Consider the following 21,045-nt stretch of genomic DNA (forward strand, 5'->3'; position numbering starts at 1 on the left):
ATGAAGTCAGTTAGAGTCGGCTTTGAAATAAAAATTCACAGTATGTTGTTAGATGCCACTAAAAGAAATTTCTGCCTTTCAGCACATGCGCAATGGCATCCCTTTTATAGATCACAGCAAACAATCAATGATTCATCGATAGCTTATAAATTCTCAATTTATTATGGCGAAAGGGCGAAACCATATGATGGCCATTGGCACTGAGGGCAGTTGATTTGGCCAAACCTCTATGGGCAACAACGGCTTTTTCTACCCATAATCCATCGGTCATCTGGCCATAAATTTTTGCCGTTTCATCTGTACTGGTGGTCACCACATGGCGGCCATCGGCGCCAAAGGTGGCTGAAATGACAACATCCAGATGAAAAATAATGGCCTTTTCAACCCAGGATCCGTCAGTCTTCAGACCATAGATTCTCGCCATGCCATCGTGACTGGCGGTCACCAAATGGCGGCTATCGGGGCTGAAGGTGGCTGAGCGGACATAGTGATCATGGGAAATAGTGCGTTTTTCTTCCCATGATTCGTCATCCTTCTTACTAAAGATTTTCGCCGTTTTATCGAAACTTGTCGTCACCACATGGCTGCCATTGGGGCTGAAAGCGGCTGAGTTGACATAGCTATTATGGGAAATGATGGCTTCCTCTCCCCATGATCCATCGTCCTTCAGACCAAAGATTTTCGCCGTGTTATCCACACAGGCCATAACCAAATGGCGTTCATCGGCACTGAAGTTAGCTGAGTTGACAAGGCAATCATGGGAAATGATGGTTTCTTCTTCCCATAAGCCATCGTCCTTTTGACCATGGATTTTCGCTTTGCCATCGTCAGAGGCTGTCACCAAACGGTGACTATCGACGCTGAAGGTGGCTGATTGGATCAGTCGGTCATGGGAAATGGTGATTTTTTTTACCCACGATCCATCAGCTTCCTGACCATAGATTCCTGCTGTGTTATCGTGACTGGCGATCACCAAATGACGACTATCGGCGCTGAAGGTGACAAAGTGGACCCGGGTATCATGGGAAATGGTGAGTCTTTCTTCCCATGCCCAATCGTCTCCCTGAACACAGATTTTCGCCGTGTTATCCTCACTGACGGTCACCAAATGACGGCCATCGGCACTGAAGGTGACTGAGGAGAAACTGCCATCATGGAAAATGCCAAGTTTCTCTGTCCATGTCCCATCGATTTGACTATGGATTTTTGCCGCACAATCCCAACTGACGGTTATCACATGGCGGCCATCGGCACTGAAGATGGCAAATCCGACACCGTCTTGATGATAAATGACGCCTTTTTTTGCCCATGATCCATTGGCCCTCTGACCATAGATTTTCGCCGTTGCATCGTTACTGGCCGTCACCAGTTGGCTACCATCGGCGCTGAAGGTGGCTGAATTCACCCTGTCTTTATGAGCAATGACGGCCTCTGTATCGACATTATACTTTTCGCATTGAGACATCAGTCGGGCTTTGGTGAAATGGAAAAGGGCAGGAAAGTAAACAGCCTCTCGGTGTGTTATAAGTGATTCGACTAACGCTTGATCTCTCGTAAACGGTCGCAGCCAATTTCGGAGCAGTTCTTTATTCTCTAAAGGAAGGCTTTTTTTCAATTGATATTGGTGTGATAAAGAAAACCGGCGATACCATGTCTTTTCCAGAACATGTTCGTTTTTAATAAACCTGTTTAAGTGTGTAGATACCTGTTGCAAACTGACAATATCCCGAAGTTCCAAAAAGCGAAAAATTTTGAGGGTTAATTCCTCGGGCAAATCGTGTAATAAAGCTGTTTTCTCTGTTTCTTTTTCAGGCACAGTGACGGACCTGCCCGCATTGACACCCGGTGGTTCTTTCCCTGGTGAAGTGCTTACAGGTGATAGCGAAGGTGTACCGGCCATGTCGGAATGATTAACGTCAGAATACATATCTGTTTTCTCTTAAGTTTTCACACTTCCCGGTTAGTAAAGACATTCAAAATTGATGAAAACGATTAGAGTCGGCTTTGAAATAAAAGTTCATAATAGGTTGTTAATTACCACCAAAGAAATTTCTGCCTTTCAGCACATGCGCAATGGTGTCCCTTTTATTGATCACAGCAAACAATCAATGATTCATCGATAGCTTATAAATTCTCAATTCGCCAAGGTGAAAGGGCGAAGCCAAATGGTGGCCATTGGTACTGAGGGCAGTTGATTTGACAGAACCTAAATAGGTAACAACGGCTTTTTCTACCCATGAACCATTAGCCCAATGACCATAAATTTTTGCCGTTCCATCCAGACTGGTGGTCAAAACAAGGCCGCCATCAGCACTGAAAGTAGCTGTTTTGAGTGAACCTACATGGGAAATAACGGCCTTTTTGACCCAGGATCCGTCAGTCTTCAGACCATAGATTTTCGCCATGCCATCGCTACAGGCGGTCACCACATGACGGTTATCGGGGCTGAAGGTGGCTGACCTGATACCGTATTCATGGGAAATGGTGCGTTTTTCTTCCCATAATCCGTCGTCCTTCATACTAAAGATTTTCGCCGTTTCATCGCTACTTGCTGTCACCACATGACGGCCATCGGAGCTGAAGGTGGCTGAGCCAACATTGCCCTTATGGGAAATGACAGCTTCTTCTCCCCAGGATCCATCGTCCTTCAGACCAAAGATTTTCGCCGTGTTATCCTCACTGGCCGTTACCAAATGGCGGCTATCAGCACTAAAGGTAGCTGAGTTGACCCATTGATCATGGGAAATGATGGATTCTTCTTCCCAAGAGCCATCGATCTTTTGACCAAAGATTTTCGCTGTGTGATCGTTAGAGGCCGTCACCACACAGCTACTATCAGCGCTAAAGGCGGCTGATCTGATCAAACAATTATGGGAGATGGTGACTTTTTCTTCCCATGATCCATCGTCCCGCAGGCAGAAGATTTTTGCTGTGTTGTCGTAACTGGCAGTCACCAAATAACGACTATCGTCGCTGAAGGTGGCCAGGTGGACCCAAGCACCATGGCAAATGGTGAGTTTTTCTTCCCATGACCCATCGTCTTCCAGCGCAAAGATTTTCGCCGTTTTATCCTTACTGGCGGTCACCAAATTGCAGCCATCAACACTGAAGATAATTGAAGTAACATCGTTATCATGGGAAATGGTGAGCATCTCTTCCCACGTCCCGTCGACTTGACCATAAATTTTTGCTGTGTGATCCCAACTGGCGGTCACCACATGGCGGCCATCGGCACTGAAGATGGCAGATCTGACACCACCCTGATGAGAAATGACGCCTTTTTTTGCCCATGTTCCATCAGTCCCCTGGCCATAGATTATCGCCGTTGCATCCTCACTGGCCGTCACCAGGTGGCTACCATCGGGGCTGAAGGTGGCTGAGTTCACCCTGCCTTCATGAGCAATAACGGCCTCTGTATCGACATTATATTTTTCGTATTGAGACATCAGTCGGGCTTTTGCGAAATGAAACAGGGCAGGAAAATAAACGGCCTTTCGGTGTTTTATGAGTGATTCAATTAACGCTTGATCCTTCGTAAACGGTCGCAGCCAATTTCGGAGCTGTTCTTTATCCTTTACAGGAAGGCTTTTTTTCAATTGATATTGATGTGATAAAGAAAACCGGCGATACCATGTCTTTTCCAGAACATGTTCGCTTTTAATAAACCTGTTTAAGTGTTTAGATACCCGCTGCAAACTGACAATATCCCGAAGTTCCAAAAAGCGAAAAATTTTGAGGGTTAATTCCTCGGGCAAATCGTGCAATAAAGCGGTTTTCTCCATTTCTTTTTCAGGCACAGCAACGGACCTGCCACCCGCACTGACACCCGTTAGTTCTTTCGCCAATGAAGTGCTTACATCTGGTAGCAAAGGTGAACCGGCTATGTCGGAATGATTAACCTCAGAATACATATCTGGTTTCTCCTGATTGACTATCCCCCCCCGATTAACAAAGAATTTCAAAATTGATGAAGTCAATTAGAGTCGGCTTTGAAATAAAAGTTCATAACAGGTTGTAAGTGTCACCAAAAAATTTTTGCTTTTCAGCACACGCGCAATGGCGTCCCTTTTATTGATCACAGCCAATAATCAAGTATTCATAGATAGCTTATAAATTCTCAATTTGTTATGGCGAAAGGGCGAAACCAAATGGTGGCCATTGGCACTGAGGGCAGTTGATTTGGGCGAACCTTTATGGTCAACAACGGCTTTTTCTACCCATAATCCACTACTATCCTGACCATAAATTTTTACCGTTCTGTCTGTACTGGTAGTCACCACAAGGCGGCCATCGGCGCTAAAGGTGGCTGATGTGACAACACTCAGATGGGAAATGATGGCCTTTTTGACCCAGGATCCATCAGTCTTCAGACCATAGATTCTCGCCATGCCATCGTTACTGGCCGTCACCAAATGGCGGCTATCGGGGCTGAAGGTGGCAGAGCTGACATAGTTATCATGGGAAATAGTGCGTTTTTCTTCCCATGATCCGTCGCCCTTCTTACTACAGATTTTCGCTATGTTATCGTGACTTGTCGTCACCACATGATTGCCATTGGGGCTTAAGGCGGCTGAATTGACATAGCTCCTATGGGAAATGAAAGCTTCTTCTCCCCATGATCCATCGTCCTTCAGACCACAGATTTTCGCTGTGCTGTCTTCACTGGCCGTTACCAAATGGCGGCTATCGGTACTAAAGGTAGCTGAGTTGACCTTCTCATCATGGGAAATGATGATTTCTTCTTCCCATGAGCCATCGTCCTTTTGACCATAGACTTTCACTGTGCCATCTGTGGAAGCTGTCACCACACGGTGACTATCGGCACTGAAAGTGACTGAGTTGATCCGTAGGTCATGAAAAATAGTGATTTTTTTTGCCCATGATCCATCGACTTCCTGATCGTGGATTCTCGCCGTGTTATTGTGATCAGCGGTCAACAAATGACTACCATTGGCGCTGAAGGCGGCACAGCGGACCCAATCGTCCTGGAAAATGGTGAGTTTTTCTTCCCATGACCCATCGTCTCCCTGAAAACAGATTTTCGTCGTATTATCCTTACTGGCGGTCACCAAATGGCGGCCAAGGGCACTGAAGTTGACTGAGGTGATAGCGTCATCATGGGAAATGGTGAGCTTCTCTTCCCATGTCCCATCGATTTGACTATAGATTTTTGCCGTACAATCCCAACTGACAGTCACCAGATGGCAGCCATCGGCGCTGAAGATGGCAGATTTGACAATGTTTTGATGGCAAATGATGCCTTTTTTTACCCATGAGCCATTGGCCCTCTGACCATAGATTATCGCCGTTGCATCGTCACTGGCCGTCACCAGATGGCTACCATCGGCGCTGAAGGTGGCTGAGTTCACGATGTCTTTATGAGTAATAACGGCCTCTGTATCGACATTATACTTTTCGCATTGCGACATCAGTCGGGCTTTGACGAAATGGAAAAGGACAGGAAAATAAACGGCCTTTCGGTGTTTTATGAGTGATTCGATTAACGCTTGATCCTTCGTAAACGGTCTCAGCCAATTTCGGAGCTGTTCTTTATCCTTTACAGGAAGGCTTTTTTTCAATTGATATTGATGTGGTAAAGAAAACCGGCGATACCACGTCTTTTCCAGAACATATTCGTTTTTAATAAACCTGTTTAAGTGTGTTGATACCTGTTGCAAACTGATGATATCCCGAAGTTCCAAAAAGCGAAAAATTTTGAGGGTTAATTCCTCGGGCAAATCGTGCAATAAAGCGGTTTTCTCTATTTCTTTTTCAGGCACAGTGACGAACCTGCCCGCATTGACACCCGATGGTTCTTCCTCCAATGAAATGCTCACAGGTGGTAGCGAAGGTGAACCGACTATGTCGGAATGATTAACGTCAGAATACATATCTGGTTTCTCTTAAGTCTTCACCTCTCCGATAAGCAAAGACATTCAAAATTGATGAAGTCAGTTAAGTACCTGGCCAGTTGGTTTCGCATATTCTGGCGAGTGGATTTTTTCATCCTTCAAGGCGCAACGACGGGCTCGTAGCCATAGCTACGCAACCAGAGTTGGAACGCAGAAGGATGGAAAAAGCCGCCGTCCAGAATAGGCGAAACCAACTGGTTAGGTACTTAGAGTCGGCTTTGAAATAAAAGTTCACAGAGTGTTGTTAGATACCACTAAAAGAAATTTCTGCCTTTCAGCACATACGCAATGGCGTTCGTTTATTGATCACAGCAAACAATCAGTTCTTCATCGATAGTTTATAAATTCTCAAATTGTCAAAGAGAAAAGGTGAAACCAAATGGTAGCCATCGGCACTGAGGACAGTTTTGGCCATACCTCTATGGGTAACAACGGCTTTTTCTATCCATGACCCATTAGCCCACTGACCATAAATTTTTGCCGTTCCATCCATACTGGTGGTAATCACAAGGCAGCCATCGACACTAAAGGTGGCTGTTTTGAGTGAAGCTTCATGGGAAATGATGGCCTTTTCGACCCAGCATCCGTCAGTCTTCAGACCATAGATTTTCGCCTTGCCATCGTTACCGGCAGTCACCACATGACAGTCATCGGGGCTGAAGGTGGCTGACCTGATACCGTAACCATGGGAAATGGTGCGTTTTTCTTCCCATAATCCGTCGTCCTTCTTACTTAAGATTTTCGCCGTTTTATCGCTACTTGTTGTCACCACATGACGGCCATCGGGGCTGAAGGCGGCTGAGTCAACATTGCCCTTATGGGAAATGGCAGCTACTTCTCCCCAGGATCCATCGTCCCTGTGAACACAGATTTTTCCCGTTTTATCGTTACTGGCCGTAACCAAATGGCGGCTATCAGCACTGAAGGTAGCTGAGTTGACCCAGTGGTCATGGGAAATGATGGATTCTTCTTCCCAAGAGCCATCGATCTTTTGACCATAGATTTTCACTGTTTCATCGATAGAGGCCGTCACCACACAGCTACTATCCGCGCTAAAGGCGGCTGATCTGATCAAATAATTATGAGAGATGGTGACTTTTTCTTCCCATGATCCATCGTCCCGCAGGCAGAAGATTTTTGCCGTGTTATCGTAACTGACAGTCACCAAATGACGACTATCGTCGCTGAAGCTGGCTAAGTGGACCCAACCACTATGGCAAATGGTGAGTTTTTCTTCCCATGACCCATCGTCTTCCAGGACAATGATTTTCGCCGTTTTATCCTTACTGGCGGTCACCAAATGGCAGCCATCAGCACTGAAGATAATTGAAGTAACATCGTTATCATGGGAAATAATGAGCATCTCTTCCCACGCCCCATCGACTTGACCATAAATTTTTGCTGTGTGATCCCAACTGGCGGTCACCACATGGCGGCCATCAGCACTGAAGATGGCAGATCTGACACCACCTTGATGAGAAATGACGCCTTTTTTTGCCCATGTTCCATCAGTCCTCTGGCCATAGATTATCGCCGTTGCATCGTCACTGGCCGTCACCAGGTGGCTGCCATCGGGGCTGAAGTTGGCTGAGTTCAACCTGTCTTCATGAGCAATAACGGCCTCTGTATCGACATTATACTTTTCGTATTGAGACATCAGTCGGGCTTTTGCAAAATGAAACAGGGCAGGAAAATAAACGGCCTTTCGGTGTTTTATGAGTGATTCGACTAATCCCTGATCCTTCGTAAACGGTCGCAGCCAATTTCGGAGCTGTTCTTTATCCTTTACAGGAAGGCTTTTTTTCAATTGATATTGATGTGGTAAAGAAAACCGGCGATACCACGTCTTTTCCAGAACATATTCGTTTTTAATAAACCTGTTTAAGTGTGTAGATACCTGTTGCAAACTGATGATATCCCGAAGTTCCAAAAAGCGAAAAATTTTGAGGGTTAATTCCTCGGGCAAATCGTGCAATAAAGCGGTTTTCTCTATTTCTTTTTCAGGCACAGTGACGGACCTGCCCGCATTGACACCCGATGGTTCTTCCTCCAATGAAATGCTCACAGGTGGTAGCGAAGGTGAACCGACTATGTCGGAATGATTAACGTCAGAATACATATCTGGTTTCTCTTAAGTCTTCACCTCTCCGATAAGCAAAGACATTCAAAATTGATGAAGTCAGTTAAGTACCTGGCCAGTTGGTTTCGCATATTCTGGCGAGTGGATTTTTTCATCCTTCAAGGCGCAACGACGGGCGCGTAGCCATAGCTACGCAACCAGAGTTGGAACGCAGAAGGATGGAAAAAGCCGCCGTCCAGAATAGGCGAAACCAACTGGTTAGGTACTTAGAGTCGGCTTTGAAATAAAAGTTCATAAGTAGGTTGCTAAGTGCCACTAAAGAAATTTCTGCCTTTCAGCACATGCGCAATGGCGTTCCTTTTGTTATCACAGCCAATAATCAAGTATTCATAGATAGCTTATAAATTCTCAAATAGTTATGTGGAAAGGGTGAGACCAAATGGTGGCCATTGGCACTGAGGACAGTTGATTGGGCCAAACCTCTATGGGCAACAACGGCTTTTTCTACCCATAATCCATTAATATCCTGACCATAAATTTTTGCCTTTCCATCTGTACTGGTGGTCACCAGAAGGCGGCCATCGGCGCTAAAGGTGGCTGATTTGACGGCACTCAAATGAGAAATGACGGCCTTTTCGACCCAGGATCCGTCAGTCTTCAGACCATAGATTCTCGCCATGCCATCGTTACTGGCCGTCACCAAATGGCGACTATCGGGGCTGAAGGTGGCAGAGCTGACATAGTTATCATGGGAAATAGTGCGTTTTTCTTCCCATGATTCGTCGTCTTTCTTACTAAAGATTTTCGCCGTGTTATCGTGACTGGTCGTCAACACATGGCAGCTGTTGGGGCTGAAGGCGGCTGAGTTGACATAGCGATTATGGGAAATGACAGTTTCTTCTCCCCATGATCCATCGTCCTTCAGACCACAGATTTTCGCCGTGTTATCTTCACTGGCCGTAACCACATGGCGGTCATCGGCACTAAAGGTAGCTGAGTTGACATGGTGATCATGGGAAATGATGGTTTCTTCTTCCCATGAGCCATCGTCCTTTTGACCATAGATTTTCACTGTGCCATCGTTAGAGGCTGTCACCACACGGTGACTATCGGCACTGAAGGTAACTGTGTTGATCCGTTGGTCATGGAAAATGATGATTTTTTTTACCCATGACCCATCAGCTTCCTGACTATAGATTCTTGCTGTGTTATCAAAACTGGCGGTCAGCAAATGACGACTATCGGCGCTGAAGGCAGCAAAGCTGACCCAATCATCATGGGAAATGGTGAGTTTTTCTTCCCATGTACCATCGTCTCCCAAAACACAGAGTTTCGCCGTGTTATCCTCACTGGTGGTCACCAAATGGCGGCCACCGGCACTGAAGGTGACTGAGAAGAAATCATCATGGGAAATGGTGAGCTTCTCTTCCCATGTCCCATCGATTTGACTATAGATTTTTGCCCTACAATCCCAACTGACAGTCACCAGATGGCAGCCATCGGCGCTGAAGATGGCAGATTTGACAATGTTTTGATGGCAAATGATGCCTTTTTTTACCCATGATCCATTGGCCCTCTGACCATAGATTATCGCCGTTGCATCGTCACTGGCCGTCACCAGGTGGCTACCATCGGCGCTGAAGGTGGCTGAGTTCACCCTGTCTTCATGAGCAATAACGTCCTCTGTATCGACATTATACTTTTCGCATTGAGACATCAGTCGGGCTTTGGCGAAATGGAAAAGGGCAGGAAAATAAACGGCCTCTCGGTGTTCTATGAGTGATTCGACTAACGTTTGATCCTTCGTAAACGGTCTCAGCCAATTTCGGAGCTGTTCTTTATCCTTTACGGGAAGGCTTTTCTTCAATTGATATTGATGAGGTAAAGAAAACCGGCGATACCATGTCTTTTCCAGAACATGTTCGTTTTTAATAAACCTGTTTAAGTGTGTAGATACCTGTTGCAAACTGATGATATCCCGAAGTTCCAAAAAGCGAAAAATTTTGAGGGTTAATTCCTCGGGCAAATCGTGCAATAAAGCGGTTTTCTCTATTTCTTTTTCAGGCACAGTGACGGACCTGCCCGCATTGACACCCGACGGTTCTTCCCCCAATGAAGTGCTCACAGGTGGTAGCGAGGTTGAATCGACTACGCCAAAGTTGTCAGCATTAGGATGCATGTCTGGTTTCTCCTGAATCAGACGCCCCTAGCCTATAAATTTGCACCCGGCCATCGGTACAGGTGGTCACCACATGATGGCCATCAGAGCTAAAGCTGGCTGAGTCAATCGAACCGTCATGGAAAATGATGGCTTTTTCGACCCATGATCCATCCATCTCCTGACCATAGATTTTTACCGAACCATCGCGAGTGGCAGTCAACACATGGCGACCATCGGGACTAAAGGAGGCTGTATTGATCCGGGAATCATGGGAGAGGGTGACTTCTTCCTGCCATGATCCATCGGGCTTCAGGCCATAGATTTTTGCCGTTCCATCTTTGCTGGCGGTCACCACACTGCGTCCATCGGCACTGAAGGTGGCTGAGATGATTGAGTTAGGATGGGAAATGGTGACTTTTTCTTCCCATGATCCATCATCCTTTGGACCACAGATTTTCGCCGTTTTATCCGCACTGACGGTTACTGTGTAGCTGCCATCGGGACTAAAGGCGGCTGAATGGACACCGAGACTGTGGGAAATGGTGGTTTCTTCTCTCCATGACCCATCGGCCTTCAGACCAAAGATTTTCGCCGTCTTATCCCAACTGGCGGTCAACAGACGGCTGGCATCAGGACTGAATATGACTGAGCTGACCCAGCGAGCGTGGGAAATAGTGAGTTTTTCTTGCCATAATCCATCGTTCTCCTGGCTGTGGATTTTCACCTCGAAAGCGCGACTCATGGTCGCCAAATGACGGTCATCGGCGCTAAAAGTGGCTGATTCGATCCAGCTATCATGGGAAATGATGGCTTTTTCTTGCCATGACCCATCAGTCTGTCGGCTAAGGATTTTTGACGTCATATCGTAGCTGGCGGTTACTACATGAAAGCTATCAGCGCTGAAGGTGGCTGAGTTGATCTGGTGATTATGGGAAATGGTGAGTTTTTGCTCCCATGACCCATCAACGCCCAGACCATAGATTTTTGCCGTGTTATCGTTGCTGGCGGTCACTACATAGCAGCCATCCGGGCTGAAGGTAGCTGACACGACGAAGTCTTCATGGGAAATGGTGGTTTTTTCTTCCCAGGACCCATCGGCTTTCTTACCATGGATTTTCACCTTGTTATCCCAACCGCAGACGGTCAACACGTGGCGGTCATCTGCACTAAAAGTGGCAGAACCGACAAAATGATTATGAAAAATGGTGATTCTTTCTACCCATTTACCATCGTCCTCCTGGTCATATATTTTCGCCGTGTCGTCGTAACTGGCCGTCACCAGATGGCGGCCATCGGTGCTAAAGACGGCTGATGAGACCCCAATATTATGTGCAATGGTAGCTTTTGTATCCAAATGGAATGTTTTACATCGAGACATCAATCCAGTTCTGGTGAAATGGAACAAAGCAGGAAAACAAACTGTCTTTCGATATTTTATGAGTGATTTTACTAAGGCTTCGTCCTTCGTAAACGGCCGCAGCCAATTACGAAGTTGTTCTTTATCCTGTGCAGGAAGGATTTTCTTTAGTTGATATTGATGTGGTGAAGAAAACCGTTGATACCATGCCTTTGCCAGAGCATGATCGTTTTTAATAACCCTGTACAAGTGACTCGACACCTGTTGCAGTCGGGCAATATCCCGAAGTTCCAACAAGCGAATAATTTTGACGGTTATTTCCTCGGGCAAACCTTGCAATGAAGCGGTTTTCTTTATTTCTGTGTCAGGTAAAGTGACAGACCTGCAGGCCATGACAGCAGATTCTTCACCCTCCGGTCTTGCCAGATTGGCCGGTAGCGAGTACGAGCCGGATATGCCGGAGTGACTAAACTCAGAATGCATATCTGATTTCCCCTGAGCTATTATCTCCCCTCGATTAAGAGGGTGTAGCAAAACTCTGGTTCCCATGCTCCAGCGTGGGAACCCATACCCATCTCGCGCTGCAGAGTCCGCTTTTCAGGGGAGGTATGCATTCCCAAGCAGAGCGTGGGAACGAGTTGTTAGAGTTTTGCGACACCCTCTTAACAAAGAGGTTCTAAATTGATAAAAACAATTAGAGGCGGCTTTGAAATAAAAGTTCCTGACAGGGTCTTAAGTTTCTATCTTTCAGCGAATGCAGAATGGCATACCCTTTATTTGTCACAGCAAACAAACAATCATTTATCCCTCTTTAATTTATTAATTCGCACTTTGTTATCGTCAGATACGGTTACAAAGTGGCATCCATCGGCACTGAAAGTAACTGAGTTGATCCGGCTTTTGCGGGAAATAATGACTTTTTCGACCCATGATCCATCGGTCTTGTGGCCATAGATTTTTGCTGTTCCATCCCGACTGACGGTCAGTACATGACAGCCATCGTCACTAAAGGTAGCTGATTTGACCCCATCTCTATGGGAAATGATGGCTTTTTCGACCCATGATCCGTCAGTCTTCTGACCGCAGATTTTCGCCTTGCCATCCATACTGGCAGTCACCACATGGCGGCTATTGGGGCTGAAGGTGGCAGAGATGACATCGTCATTATGGGAAATGCTGAGCTTTTTTTCCCAGACTCCATCGTCCTTCTGACTACAGATTTTCGCCTTGCGATCCTTACTGGCAGTCACCACATGGCGGTCATCGGGACTAAAGCAGGCTGAGTTGACCCAATTATCATGCAAAATGGTGACTTCTTTTTCCCATGAGCCGTTGAATCTCTGACCACAGATTTTTGCCTTGCCATCTCTGCTGGCGGTCACCACACGGCAACCATCGGAGCTGAAATTGGCTGAAGTGACCCAGCGATCATGCAAAATATTGACTTCTTTTTCCCATGAACCATCAGCCCCCAGGCTATGGATTTGTACCTTGTTGCCTGTACCGGCGGTCACCACTAGACGGCTATCAGCACTAAAGCTGGCTAAGTAGACATTGTGATCAAGGGAAAGGGTGGTTTCTTCTACCCATGATCCATCGGTCTTCTGACCATAGATTTTCGCCTTTTTATCTCTACTCATAGTCACCAGATGACGGCCATCGGGGCTGAAGGTGGGCGGGTTGAGCCAGTTATCATGCAAAATGGTGATTTTTTCTTCCCATGATCCATCGTCCTTTTGCCCACAGATTTTCGCCGTATTATCCTGACTGCTGGTCACCAGATGGCAACTATCGGGGCTGAAGGTCACTGAGTTGATATAGTCACCATGAGAAATGGTGGCTTTTTCTTCCCATGACCCATTGGCCTTCTGGCTATGGATTTTCAACTTATTATCCCAACCACTGACGGTCACCAGATGACTGCTATCTGCACTGAAGGTGGCTGAGTCGACAAAGTGATCATGCATAATAGTCCTTTCTTTTACCCATTTCCCGTCGTCCTTCTGGCCATATATTTTCGCCGTGTTATCAAGACTGGCCGTGACAATATGGCGGCCATTAGAGCTGAAAGTGGCTGAGTTGACCCAGATATCGTGGGTAATGGTAACTTTTTTAACTACTCTGAAGGTTTCGCATTCAGACATCAGTCGGGCTTTGGTGAAATAGAACAGCGCAGGAAAATAAGTTTTCTTCCGTTTTTTTATGAGTGATTTGACTAACGCTTTATCCTCAGTAAATGGTCGCAGCCAGTGACGGAGTCGTTTTTTATCCTTTACAGGCAGGATTGTCTTTAATTGAAATTGATCTGGTGAAGAAAACCGTTGATACCAGACCTTTGCCAGAACATGATTGCGTTTAATAACCCCATAAAAGTGAGTCGAGACCTGTTGTAAACGGGCAATATCCCGAAACTCCAACAAGCGAAAAATTTTGATGGTTAATTCCTCGGGCAAATCCTGTAATGAAGCTGTTTTCTTTATTGCTTCGTCAGCTACAGTAACAGACCTGCCCGCACTGACAACAGAGGGTTCTCGCTCCGATCGCAGGAGCTTGGTTGGAGGCGAGCATGGACCAACCATGCCGGATTTATTATTTACACTATCCATACCTGATTTACCCTGAGTTAGTATTACCCTCGATTGAAAAGGACGTTCGAATTTGACGCAGGAACTTTGAGTCAATTTTGAAATAAAAGTTCGATTGCTATAAAACCCTGTTCGAAGTTTCAAGAAAAGTGATCAAGGTGGCGGCGGGCTTATGGATCGTGGAAAAGCACTGAACGTATACTTCTTCAGCAGCTGGTCGATGGGTGCAAAAGTACTGGTGGTCAGCACATGGTGACTGTCAGCGCTAAAAGTAGCTGAGTGAATCTTAGTGTTCTGTATCATGATGGCTTTTTCGACCCATGATCCATCAACCTGCTGACTATGGATTATGGCTGTTCCATTAATACTGGCGGTCACCACATGGCGGCCATCGGAGCTGAAGGAGGCTGAGTTGATCCAGTTATCCTGGGAAATGATGGCTTCTTCTCTCCATGATCCATCGATCTTGAGACCATAGATTTTTGCCGTTCCATCTCTGCTGGCAGTCACCACACGGCGTCCATCGGCACTGAAGGTGGCTGATTCGATAATGTCATTATGGGAAATGGTGATTTTTTCTTCCCATGATCCATCAGCCTTCGGACCACAGATTTTCGCCACGTCATCGTCACCGACAGTCATTACATAGCAGCCATCGAGGCTGAAGGTGGCCGATTCGACCCTGAGATGGTGAGAAATGGTGGCTTCTTCTTCCCATGAACCACCCGTCTTGAGACCAAAGATTTTTGCTGTGTAATCGTTACTGTTGGTCACCACTCTGCGACTATCAGCACTGAAAGTGACCGAGCTGATCCAGCGATCGTGGGAAATGGTGACTTTCTCTTCCCATGATCCATCGACCTCGAAGCTGAGGATTTTGGCCCTACTATCATTGCTGACGGTCACCAAATGGCGGTCATCGGGACTAAAGGTGGCTGAGGTGACCCAATTATTATGGAAAACAGTGGTTTCTTCTCTCCAGGTTCCATCGGTCTTCTGACCATAAATTTTTGCCATGTTGTCGCAACCAACAGTCACAAGATGCTGGCTATCGGCACTGAAACAGGCTGAGTTGATCCAACCACTATGGGAAAGAGTGAGTTTATGGTCCCATGAGCCATCGACGCTCTGACCGTAGATTTTTGCCGTGTTATCGTTACTGGCGGTTACCACATAGCATCCGTCTGGGCTGAAGGAGGCTGAGTTGAGACATTCATCATGGGAAAAGGTAGCTTTTTCTTCCCATGAGCCATCGGCTATCTGTCCATGGATTTTCACCATGTTTTCAAAACCACTGAAGGTCACCAGATGACTACCATCTCCGCTAAAGGTGGCTGACATGATCCAGTAATCTTGGGGAAAGATCGCTTTTTCTGTCCATGAACCGTCGACCTCCTGCCCATACAATTTCGCCTTCTTATTATCACAATTGGTCGCCAAAACATGGCGGCCATCGTCGCTGAAGGCTTTTGAAAAAACCCAATATTTTGAAATGGTCGCTTTTGTATCTAAATTGAATGTCTTACATTGAGACATCAGTACAGTTTTGGTGAAATGGAACAAAGCAGAAAAATGAACGTTCTCTCGCTTTTCTATGATTGATTCAATTAACGCTTCATCCTTCGTAAACGGTCGCAGCCAGTTACGAAGTTGTTCTTTATCTGTGTTTAGAAGGATTTTCTTAAGTTGATATTGATGTGCTGAAGGAAACCGTTGATACCATTCCTTTGCCAGAGCATGATCGTTTTTAATAACCCTGTTTAAGTGAGTCGACACCTGTTGTAAACGGGCAATATCCCGAAATTCCAACAAGCGGATAATTTTGATGGTTAATTCTTCGGGCAAATCGTGCAATAAAACGGTTTTCTTAAGGTTTGTATCTGCTACAGCCACGGTTCTACCCACACTGACACCCGATGACTCTCCCTCTGATTGTGCGAGATTGTTTGGGGTCGAGAATGAATCGACTGAGCCTGAGTTATTAGCATCAGAAAGCATCTCTGAATTTTCCTGAGTTAGTACCGCCCCGATAAACAAAGACGTTCAAAATTGATAAAGAAAATTAGAATCTAATTTGAAATAAAAGTTCAAAACAGGGTCTTAAAAAGTTTCTGTATTTCAGCACATGCAAAATGGCGTTCCTTTTATTTCTAAAAGCAAACAGTCAATCATTCATCGAAAGCTTATAAATCATCACGCTGTTATCGTCAAAGGGCGCCACCAGATGGTGGCCATTGGTGCTAAGGCGATTTAATTTGGTCGAATCTCTATGTCTATGGGTAACGATGGCTTTTTCTACCCAGGATCCAAAAGTATTCTGACCATAGATTTTTGCCTTCCCATCTGAGCTGGTGGTCACCACAAGGCAGCCATCAGCACTGAAAGTGGCTGATTCGACAAAACTTAGATGGGGAATGATGGCCTTTTCGACCCAAGATCCGTCAGTCTTCAGACCATAGATTTTCGCCGTGTAATCGAGACTGGCCGTCACCACATGGCGGCCATCGGGGCTGAAAATGGCCGAGAGGACACGGTCATCATGATAAATAATGCGCTTTTCTTCCCATGATCCGTCGCCCTTCTGACCATGAATTTTCGCTGTTTTGTCGTCACTTGCCGTGACTACATAGCGGCCTTTAGGACTGAACGCGGCTGAGTTAACACGGTCATCATGGAAAATAACGGTTTCTTCTTCCCATGAGCCATCGATCTTCTGACCAAAGATTTTCGCCGTCTTATCGTAACTGGCCGTTACCAGATGGCGGCTATCAGCACTAAAAGTGGCTGATGTGACCGTATCATCATGATCAATGGAGACTTCTGACGCCCATGATCCATAGACGATTTTCACCTTGTGATCGTAACCAACAGTCACCACATGGCGGCTATCGGGGCTGAAGGTGGCTGAGAGGACAAACTTATCATGAAAAATGTTGGCTCTTTCTACCCATGATCCATCAGTCCTCTGACAATAGATTTTGGCCGTGTTATCGTCACTGGCCGTCACCACATAGCAGCCATCCGGACTGAAGCTGGCTGTGTTGACAGAACCATCATGGGAGATGGTGAGTTTTTCTTCCCATGATCCATCGGCTCCCTGAACGCAGATTTTCGCCGTTGTATCCATACTGGCGGTCACCAAATGGCGACTATCGGCGCTGAAGGTGGCTGAGTTAACCCAATCATCATGGGAAATGGTAAGTTTCGCTTCCCATGACCCATCGACCTGACCATAGATTTTTGCCGTTCGATCTTTGCTGGCGGTCGCCACATGGCGACCATCTGCACTGAAGGTGGCTGATCTGACATTGGTGACATGGGAAATAAAGATTTCTTCTTCCCAAAACCCATTGGCCTTCTGACCACAGATTTTCGCCCCATGGCTACCGCCAGTCACCAAGCGGGTTCCATTGGCGCTAAAGATGGCTGAGAATACATCTTCATAATGGCTAATGAAGATTTCTCTATCTACTTTAAACCTTGTGCATTCAGACACCAGTCGAGCTTTGGTGAAATAGAATAGATCAGGAAAATAAACTTGCTCTCGTTGTGTTATGACTGATTCGATTAACGCTTCATCCTTCGTAAACGGTCTCAGCCAATTACGAAGTTGTTCTTTATCCTTTGCAGGAAGAATTTTGTTTAATTGATATCGGTGTGGTGAGGAAAACTGTCGATACCAGGCCCTTTCCAGTTCATGATCGTTTTTAATAATACCGTTAAAGTAATGACAAACCTGCTGTAAGCAGGCAACATCCCGAACCTCCAACGAGCGAATAATTCGTGTTGTTACTTCTAAAGGCAAATTAAAAAATAAATTTTTTTCCGTTTCTTTCTTTACAGGTATGGCGATGGACCTACCCGCACTGACACCCGATAATTCTCCCTTCGATTGAGCGCGACTGGTTGACGGCCAAAGTGAACCGACCATTGTGGATTTATTATCCGTAGCTTCCAAACCTTATTCCTCCTGGTAAGCATTCTCCCCGGATTAAAAAGGGCGTTAAAAATTAAGACAGTAAATCAGACTCGGTTTTGAAATAAAAGTTCCTGACATTACCTTAAGTGCCATTCAAGAAGCTTCAGTCATTCAGCGCATGCCCAATGGTGTCTCCATCGGTGCTGAAGCTGGCTGAGTTGACCCTGAGAGCCAGGCAATGGTGGACTTTTCGTATGGCTGAGTACTTAGTGCTGACTTCAGCGCTATTGTCTTCCTGCAGAATAATAAAAAAGTGCTACCTTTCAGGGTTAGTTTTCAAAGTAAAGAAACCTGAAGCACATGAAAAATCACAGAGCCATTGCAATCACTCGAATTATTTTTATTATTTCTGTTTTTTACACATATAATGCCAATGCATCACCGCTCTATAATGCGTTCAACAGTCTGACCACCCTCATTGATGAGTTACATTTAAAAGAGTTTCGACTAACTGGACAGGTCTTATACACTTTTTCTCATTCCGTGTTGAATAGAAATCTCGAGATGCTAGATCTATACCGCGCTTCATTACTTGCCAGAGAGCAGCCAAGAGCAGTTTCTTCAAAAAAGTTCTATGCAAGAAAAATGAAAGAACGACTGCTTCGCCGTGTGCCTGAATGTTCTTTGCAACATGAGGAGCAGAATTTAGATCAGTTAATATCTCTTTGTGAAGGAGTGGGTTACTTTCCATTTCATGAAACAGGAGAAGTATATGATGACTGCCAAACTGTAACTTTTTCTGACATAGACAAGCTGGAAGATAAAGAAATCAGCGAAAAGGCAAAAGATTTTTTATCAAAATTCTACAATTTGTTGAAAAATGATGAGCTTTTTTTAACAAAGTGTACTAGTTCTGGCTTGGAAAGTGAGCACAAAATAACGTTGGATTTAATGAGCGCAGCGTTACATTAACAGCCTGAACAAAATTGCCAGTAAATGGGTGTATTGCACGAAAGGTGACTGCTTTAGGTACCGGGCTTGCATAGTACCTGCTATCGGCCACCTATTCAGCCTTTCATATCAAGCTTTGTCCCGAAATTGTCCCCTACAAAGGTGGCGGGCTTATGGATCCCGGAAAAGCACTGAACGTATACTTCTTCAGCAGCTGGTCAACAGGTGCAAAAGAACGGGTAGTCACTACATGGTGACCGTCAGCGCTAAAAGCAGCTGAGTCAATTGAACCATTCTGTACAATGATGGCTTTTTTGACCCATGATCCATCAATCTGCTGACCATAGATTATTGCTGCCCGATCTTTACTGGCGGTCACCACGTGGCGACTATCGGGGCTAAAGGAGGCTGAGTTGACCGAGGAAGCATGGAAAATGGTGACTTCTTCCCTCCATGACCCATCGGCCTTCAGACCATAGATTTTTGCCGTTCCATCTTTACTGGCGGTCACCACACTGCGTCCATCGGCGCTGAAGGTGGCTGAGTTGATTAAGTCATCATGAGAAATGATGGCTTTTTCTTCCCATAATCCATCAACCTTCAGACCACAGATTTTCACCTTGTTATCGTTACTGACGGTGATTACATGGCAGCCATTGGGGCTGAAGCTGGCTGAGTTAACCCTGTGATCGTGGTTGATGGTAACTTCTTCTTCCCATGTCTCACCCGTCTTGAGACCAAAGATTTTCGCTGTGCAATCGTTACTGGTGGTCACCATTCTGCGACTATCAGCACTGAATGTGACCGAGCTGATCCAGAGATCGTGGGAAACTGCGACCTTTTCTTCCCATGATCCATCGAGCTGAAAGCTGAAGATTTTCGCAATGTTATCATCGCCGACGGTCACCACATGGCGGTCATCGGGGCTAAAGCAGGCAGAGGTGACCCATTTACCATGGGAAATGGTGGCTTCTTTTCCCCATGATCCATCTGTCTTCTGACCATAAATTTTTGCTGTGTTATCGCAACTGACAGTCGCCAAATGGTGACTATCGGCACTGAAACAGACTGAGTAGATCCAATCATTATGGGAAATGGTGAGTTTTTGTTCCCACGAGCCATCGCCGCTCTGACCATAGACTTTTGCCGTGTTATCGTTACTGGCGGTTACCAGATAGCAGCCATCCGGGCTGAAAGAGGCTGAGTTGGTGTAGTCATCATGGGAAATGGTAGTTTTTTCTTCCCATGAGCCATCGGCTTTATGACCATGTATTTTCACCTTGCCATCCGAACTGCTGAGGGTCATCACATGGCTGCCATCTGCACTGAAGGAGACTGAGTCGATCAAGTCATCATGGGAAATGGTTACTTTTCTTACCCAAGACCCATCGACCTCCCGGCTATAGACTCTCATCTTTTTATGATCACAGCCGTACGCCACCAGATGACAGCCACTGGCGCTAAAGGCTTCTGAAATGACCCAACTATTTGAAGTGGTGTTTTTTGTAACTAAATTAAATGTTCTACAGCGAGACATGAGTCCAGTTCTGGTGAAATGGAACAAAGCAGAAAAATAAACGCTCTTCCGGCTTTTTATGAGTGATTCAATTAACGTTTCATCCTTCGTAAATGGTCGCAGCCAACTGCGAAGTTGTTCTTTATCATTGGCGGGAAGGATTTTCTTAAGTTGATCTTGATGTAATGAAGGAAACCTTTCATACCATGCCTTAGCCAGAGCATGATCGTTTTTAATAACCCTGTTTATGTGAGTCGATACCTGTTGTAAACGGGCAATATCCCGAAGTTCCAACAAGCGAATAATTTTAATGGTTAATTCCTCGGGCAAATCGTGCAATAAAACTGTTTGCTTGATTTCTCTGTCAGGTATAGTGACGGATCTACCCACACTGACACCAGGCGACTCTGCCTTTAATCGTGCGAGCTTGGTTGGGGTCGAGGATGAACCGACTATGCCTGATTCTTTAGCAGCATAAAGCATATCTGGTTTTTCCAAAGTAAGTAATGCCCCAAAATACAGGGACGCTCAAAATTGATGAAGTAGATTAGAATCAATTTTGAA

11 protein-coding genes are annotated in these 21,045 nt (G+C 45.7%); 1 reads left to right on the top strand and 10 read right to left on the bottom strand.

Annotated elements, in window-relative coordinates; translation table 11 throughout:
• Window positions 1–124: 124 nt before the first annotated feature.
• From ACOJUN_RS24150 to ACOJUN_RS24190, 9 genes are all read right to left on the bottom strand, one after another.
• Window positions 125–1,927 (bottom strand): F-box/WD repeat-containing protein, encoded by a 1,803-nt coding sequence (locus tag ACOJUN_RS24150; protein WP_422134390.1) that lies wholly within the window; start codon window positions 1,925–1,927, stop codon window positions 125–127.
• Between the two features lie 178 nt (window positions 1,928–2,105).
• The gene (locus tag ACOJUN_RS24155) at window positions 2,106–3,911 is read right to left on the bottom strand and encodes an F-box/WD repeat-containing protein (protein WP_422134391.1); all 1,806 of its coding nucleotides are present in this window, start codon (window positions 3,909–3,911) and stop codon (window positions 2,106–2,108) included.
• 177 nt (window positions 3,912–4,088) lie between these two features.
• The gene (locus ACOJUN_RS24160) at window positions 4,089–5,891 is read right to left on the bottom strand and encodes an F-box/WD repeat-containing protein (protein ID WP_422134392.1); all 1,803 of its coding nucleotides are present in this window, start codon (window positions 5,889–5,891) and stop codon (window positions 4,089–4,091) included.
• 340 nt (window positions 5,892–6,231) lie between these two features.
• On the bottom strand, window positions 6,232–8,031 hold the full coding sequence (locus tag ACOJUN_RS24165) for an F-box/WD repeat-containing protein (protein WP_422134393.1): 1,800 nt from the start codon (window positions 8,029–8,031) through the stop codon (window positions 6,232–6,234).
• Window positions 8,032–8,371: 340 nt separating this feature from the next.
• Window positions 8,372–10,171, bottom strand: a complete 1,800-nt coding sequence (locus ACOJUN_RS24170) for an F-box/WD repeat-containing protein (RefSeq protein WP_422134394.1) — start codon at window positions 10,169–10,171, stop codon at window positions 8,372–8,374.
• Window positions 10,161–11,993, bottom strand: a complete 1,833-nt coding sequence (locus tag ACOJUN_RS24175; protein ID WP_422134395.1) for an F-box/WD repeat-containing protein — start codon at window positions 11,991–11,993, stop codon at window positions 10,161–10,163. Before ACOJUN_RS24175 ends, ACOJUN_RS24170 begins: the two co-directional genes overlap by 11 nt.
• Window positions 11,994–12,307: 314 nt before the next feature.
• Window positions 12,308–14,116, bottom strand: coding sequence for an F-box/WD repeat-containing protein (locus ACOJUN_RS24180; RefSeq protein ID WP_422134396.1), 1,809 nt, complete (start codon window positions 14,114–14,116; stop codon window positions 12,308–12,310).
• A 132-nt stretch (window positions 14,117–14,248) separates the two neighbouring features.
• The gene (locus ACOJUN_RS24185) at window positions 14,249–16,093 is read right to left on the bottom strand and encodes an F-box/WD repeat-containing protein (RefSeq protein ID WP_422134397.1); all 1,845 of its coding nucleotides are present in this window, start codon (window positions 16,091–16,093) and stop codon (window positions 14,249–14,251) included.
• 166 nt (window positions 16,094–16,259) lie between these two features.
• On the bottom strand, window positions 16,260–18,053 hold the full coding sequence (locus tag ACOJUN_RS24190; RefSeq protein WP_422134398.1) for an F-box/WD repeat-containing protein: 1,794 nt from the start codon (window positions 18,051–18,053) through the stop codon (window positions 16,260–16,262).
• A 321-nt stretch (window positions 18,054–18,374) separates the two neighbouring features.
• Here ACOJUN_RS24190 and ACOJUN_RS24195 point away from each other — a divergent pair, with 321 nt between their 5' ends.
• The gene (locus ACOJUN_RS24195; RefSeq protein WP_422134399.1) at window positions 18,375–18,986 is read left to right on the top strand and encodes a hypothetical protein; all 612 of its coding nucleotides are present in this window, start codon (window positions 18,375–18,377) and stop codon (window positions 18,984–18,986) included.
• A gap of 133 nt (window positions 18,987–19,119) precedes the next feature.
• Here the strand turns inward: ACOJUN_RS24195 and ACOJUN_RS24200 are convergent, their stop codons facing one another.
• Window positions 19,120–20,964, bottom strand: a complete 1,845-nt coding sequence (locus tag ACOJUN_RS24200; RefSeq protein WP_422134400.1) for an F-box/WD repeat-containing protein — start codon at window positions 20,962–20,964, stop codon at window positions 19,120–19,122.
• Window positions 20,965–21,045: the final 81 nt, after the last annotated feature.

Origin of the sequence: Endozoicomonas sp. ALD040 (assembly GCF_049275945.1) — a bacterium.
GTDB lineage: Bacteria > Pseudomonadota > Gammaproteobacteria > Pseudomonadales > Endozoicomonadaceae > Endozoicomonas_A.

Bases quoted from the DNA above. Each gene is read 5' to 3' on its own strand.
- ACOJUN_RS24150 (WP_422134390.1), bottom strand. From the start codon at position 1,927: ATGTATTCTGACGTTAATCATTCCGACATGGCCGGTACACCTTCGCTA.
- ACOJUN_RS24155 (WP_422134391.1), bottom strand. From the start codon at position 3,911: ATGTATTCTGAGGTTAATCATTCCGACATAGCCGGTTCACCTTTGCTA.
- ACOJUN_RS24160 (WP_422134392.1), bottom strand. From the start codon at position 5,891: ATGTATTCTGACGTTAATCATTCCGACATAGTCGGTTCACCTTCGCTA.
- ACOJUN_RS24165 (WP_422134393.1), bottom strand. From the start codon at position 8,031: ATGTATTCTGACGTTAATCATTCCGACATAGTCGGTTCACCTTCGCTA.
- ACOJUN_RS24170 (WP_422134394.1), bottom strand. From the start codon at position 10,171: ATGCATCCTAATGCTGACAACTTTGGCGTAGTCGATTCAACCTCGCTA.
- ACOJUN_RS24175 (WP_422134395.1), bottom strand. From the start codon at position 11,993: ATGCATTCTGAGTTTAGTCACTCCGGCATATCCGGCTCGTACTCGCTA.
- ACOJUN_RS24180 (WP_422134396.1), bottom strand. From the start codon at position 14,116: ATGGATAGTGTAAATAATAAATCCGGCATGGTTGGTCCATGCTCGCCT.
- ACOJUN_RS24185 (WP_422134397.1), bottom strand. From the start codon at position 16,093: ATGCTTTCTGATGCTAATAACTCAGGCTCAGTCGATTCATTCTCGACC.
- ACOJUN_RS24195 (WP_422134399.1), top strand. From the start codon at position 18,375: ATGAAAAATCACAGAGCCATTGCAATCACTCGAATTATTTTTATTATT.
- ACOJUN_RS24200 (WP_422134400.1), bottom strand. From the start codon at position 20,964: ATGCTTTATGCTGCTAAAGAATCAGGCATAGTCGGTTCATCCTCGACC.